General features: G+C 55.4%; 3 protein-coding genes. 1 reads left to right on the forward strand and 2 read right to left on the reverse strand.

The window, feature by feature from the left end:
• A partial coding sequence (locus ABX962_RS32030; protein WP_372725717.1) for a sugar phosphate isomerase/epimerase family protein occupies positions 1-971 on the reverse strand: 971 nt, incomplete at its 3' end.
• 55 nt (positions 972-1,026) lie between these two features.
• The gene (locus tag ABX962_RS32035; RefSeq protein ID WP_372725719.1) at positions 1,027-2,277 is read right to left on the reverse strand and encodes a hypothetical protein; all 1,251 of its coding nucleotides are present in this window, start codon (positions 2,275-2,277) and stop codon (positions 1,027-1,029) included.
• Positions 2,278-2,549: 272 nt separating this feature from the next.
• Between ABX962_RS32035 and ABX962_RS32040 the strand changes: the two genes are divergently transcribed.
• Positions 2,550-3,719, forward strand: a complete 1,170-nt coding sequence (locus ABX962_RS32040; RefSeq protein ID WP_372725721.1) for an aldose 1-epimerase family protein — start codon at positions 2,550-2,552, stop codon at positions 3,717-3,719.
• Positions 3,720-3,952 lie beyond the last annotated feature (233 nt).

Genomic DNA, 3,952 nt, shown 5'->3' on the forward strand with positions numbered 1-3,952 from the left:
ATCGTGTTCCATGTGTGAGGGTCTTCGAGCGTCGCATTGGGGAACATGCATCCGTCCCAGCAAATGTGCTTGATGCCACGTTTCTCGGCGTCCTTGAGCCAATAGCCCGAGCACTTGACGATATCCAGTTTGCCGTTGGGGTCATCCGCAGCGCAATGTTTTCCGGTCTTGTCGTGCGAACCGGCACCGTGAACCTCGCCATCATTCTGCGCGACGTGAAAGTCGATCGTCCAGGGGCGAAGTTTGTCGGTCATCTTTTCATAGGCCGCATAGAATTCTTCGTCGCTGTAGCCTTCATGCAGCAGTGCATGTTCGGGCGCGTTGTAACCCATCAAGTACAGATAGGTGTGCGCCAAGTCGGCTTGGAATCCAAGCGATTCGGGCATTCCGACCGCTTCGAGCAGATCGAGGATGTCTTTCCAGCTGTGCATTCCGGCCCAGCAGATTTCGCCTTCGGCCGCCAGACGCTCGCCATGGTCGGCCGCGATCTTGGCCGCTTCCTTAAACGTGTTAGCAATCTTTTGCGTGTTCGCCTTGGGGTCTTCACGCCACTTTTCGACACCAAACTCGGCGCTGTCGATGCGGATCGCTCCGTACTGACGCACGCCGTGGTCGTTGAAAATCCCCGCGATGCGGCAGGCCATTTTGACGGCCGACAGGAACTTGGCTTGCTGTTCGGCATCCCCCATCGCCGAATCACCCACGGTGCCCGGCCAAATCGGCGCGACCAACGAACCGACCGCCAACCCTTTGCTGGCGATCAAGTCCGCAATCTTGCGAATCTCGTCGTCGCTGGCTTCGGGATTGGTGTGCGGTAGGAACAAAAAGTAATCGATGCCATCAAACTTTTGGCCGTCGACTTCAGCCGCAGCGGTCAAGTCGAGCATCCGTTCAAGGCTGATCGGTGGCTCCTGACCTTCGTCGGTGCCTTTGCCAACCAGTCCGGGCCACATTGCATTATGAAGTTTCATCGCGTTGATTTCCTAAAGGTGTTCGTGTGAGTCGCTGGGGGTTCGTTTAGCCGTGTTAGCTGCCGGCCTTGGGCAGATTCTTATGCGTGTTCGGCCCAAAATACCGTAGTCCAACCAACGGTTCGGTGCCAAGGTTTTCGATTTCGACGCCGTTCGTTGCAGCGACGTGCGAGATGAAGACTTCGTCCGAAGTGTTTTCACCAAAGCGGATCATGGCAGGGGTCTGCAGATCGAGCGATCCCATGCGGCCGCGGCCTTGAACGGTGATCCAGCTGCTCGCACCAGGATCCTGCAGCGTGCATTTTGCACCGGGCTGGATCGTCAATTCTTTGGCGCTAAACAACTGTTCGCCATCGACGGTACCGTAGACGATCCACAAATCCTCGTAACCATCACCGCTGCGTTCGTCGTCGCGGACCGGTTCGAGATAGTTGCTGTTTTTGAAATGGGTGTCGACGTTCTTTTCCCAATCCAATTGCCCGACGATAAAGTCGAGGTCTTGGTGCTTCTCTTCGGGCATGTCTTTGACCAACAGCGACCAAGGCACATAGCGGCCTTCGACGATCGATTGGTACATCCCGAACACGTCGCTGCCCCACTGTGGTTCGTACGTGCAGAGCGATCCCGGAGCGTGCAAGACGCCTGGTGGGATCAACCAACCGGTACCGCGTTTCAGACGATAGGCACGGCTGAGGTCGAGGATGCCATTGTCACCGGCGTTCCAGTTTTCCAAGCAGCGACGCACGTCTTCCTTCTGCGTTCCTGGTTCGAGTCCCATGAACGTGTAGGCAAAGTTGTTGTCGACGTTGTTCAGCTGGGGTGGGAAGTAGTAGCTTTCGGGCTTTCCTTCCTGGCCGACCAATTTGGCGTCTTCGAAACTTTGGTGCATGTGATGGGGGATCGGCCCCATGTTGTCAAAGAATTTCGAGTAAACGGGCCAACGATCGTATTTTGAATAGATCGCCTCGCCGACAATATCGTTACCACGCTCGGAGACGGCGTCCTTCAGCATGAACTTTTTGCCTTCGAAGAGGACAAAGCTCAGGCCTTCGTGCCAGACTCGGCCTTCGTTGGCCGCCTCGGTGGTGCTGCCGAACCATCGCTCGTCGATACCACCGCGGTCGGCACCAAAGCGATAATAATCGCCGGGGTGCAACTTGATTCGGCGTCCGGGATGCAAAAACGATCGGGGTACCCAGGTGGGGGTTAATCGCAACAGTCCCTCGCCCGCGTCCATGGCGGAGTCGAGGATTCCCGCAACGGAGTCACCTTTAATTAAGCCTTCATCCAGCTTAACGTTACTCATCGATCGTAGTACCTTTGAATCTCGGAGGGAAAGAGTATGTTCAGGCTGGAAACGTGTTCTTCGGTCACCGAGCGTGTTCAAGTGAAGTCGAAAATGCTCGGTGGGCTGAAATGGACGCCCTAAATTGGTTTCTGAGGAAGTTATGTTTTATTTGCTTCGTAACGAACGGGCAAGAACGTCACCGATTCAGAATTGTTAAAAAGACGACCTTACTCGGGCCGATCGCATTCACTGACGCTTAATCGCCCTCGCATTCAAAGATTCAAAAGAACATGGCAGAAATTGTCGCACTTCGAAAATGGGACCGCCGCGAGCCTCAAATCGCCTGGGACAGCGAATCTCCCTTGTCGATGGACATCGAAACACGGATGGGCGAGATCAAAACCCGCCATGGCCGTTTTGTCGGCGGCGCGTCGGATAATGTCGAAGTTGTCGAAATCGACACCGGTGTGATGCGGGTTATCGTGTTGCCCACTCGCGGGATGTCCATCTGGAAAATCGAGGCCGAGGGGATTCGCTTCGGCTGGGACTCGCCCGTCACCGGGCCGGTCCATCCGTCCCAAGTGCCGCTGTTCGACCCTAGCGGTCTCGGTTGGCTCGAAGGGTTCGACGAATTGGTCGTCCGCTGTGGATTGGAAAGCAACGGTGCGCCTGAGTTCGATGAGGCGGGGAAACTGAAGTACCCGCTGCACGGACGAATCGGGAACCTGGCTGCCGATTCGTTGTCGATTGAATACGACGAGGCGTCCGGCCGGCTCGAATTGATTGGCGAAGTCATCGAATCGCGACTGTTTTTCAAGCGTTTGAGGATGAGAACGCGATTGCGAGTCCATGCGGGCGGCTACCGAGTGGATCTGTTAGATGACGTCACCAACGAGTTGTCGACTCCTGCAACGATGCAGTTGCTGTATCACATCAACGTCGGTTCGCCGATCTTAAAACCTGGCGCAGTGCTCGAAGCGGCCTGTGAAGAACTCGCTCCAAAAGACGCATTGTCGGCAAGCGAGCTGGAGACGTGGAACCAATTTGGTGAGCCTGAATCGGGCTATCAGGAACGTGTCTACTTTGCCAACTTGGTGTGCGATGATTCAAGCGAAACCACCGCAATGCTCCGCTCGGCGGAAAAGAATCGTGGTATGGCGGTTACATTCAATGTCAGCCAACTTCCCAATTTCATTTTGTGGAAGAACACCGGCGCCAAAAGTGATGGCTACGTGGTCGGTATGGAGCCCGCTACGAACTTTCCCAACACGCGTTCGTTCGAGGCCGAGCAGGGGCGTGTGGTCACGATTGAGGCTGCCGATACGGTCTCGTTCCGTTTGTCCTTAGAAGTGCTGACCGATGAAACGGCGGTCGAAAAGGTCAGCAGCCGCATCAAGAGCCTCTCTGCCATCCACGCTCCGCAAATCCATGATGACCCCAAGGTGGGTTGGTCGTTGTAAGGTACGCTAACGCGTTCTTATCTTCGATGTAGCTACCGTCGCCAGACGGTGGGAGAATGGCGTCCAGTGCAAGTCTTTATCTTCTGGCCAAGGTAGCTACGCTGCTCCGAAAACGGCATCCGGTAATTTGCTGGGTGCGGGCAGACCGATAGCGATGGCTCTTATGGACAAGGCCTTAAATATCGGCTTGTGGATTATTTGTGTTTAGGTGACGTGACGTCGTTCAGGCTGCC

The organism is Novipirellula sp., assembly GCF_041583735.1.
Lineage (GTDB): Bacteria > Planctomycetota > Planctomycetia > Pirellulales > Pirellulaceae > Novipirellula.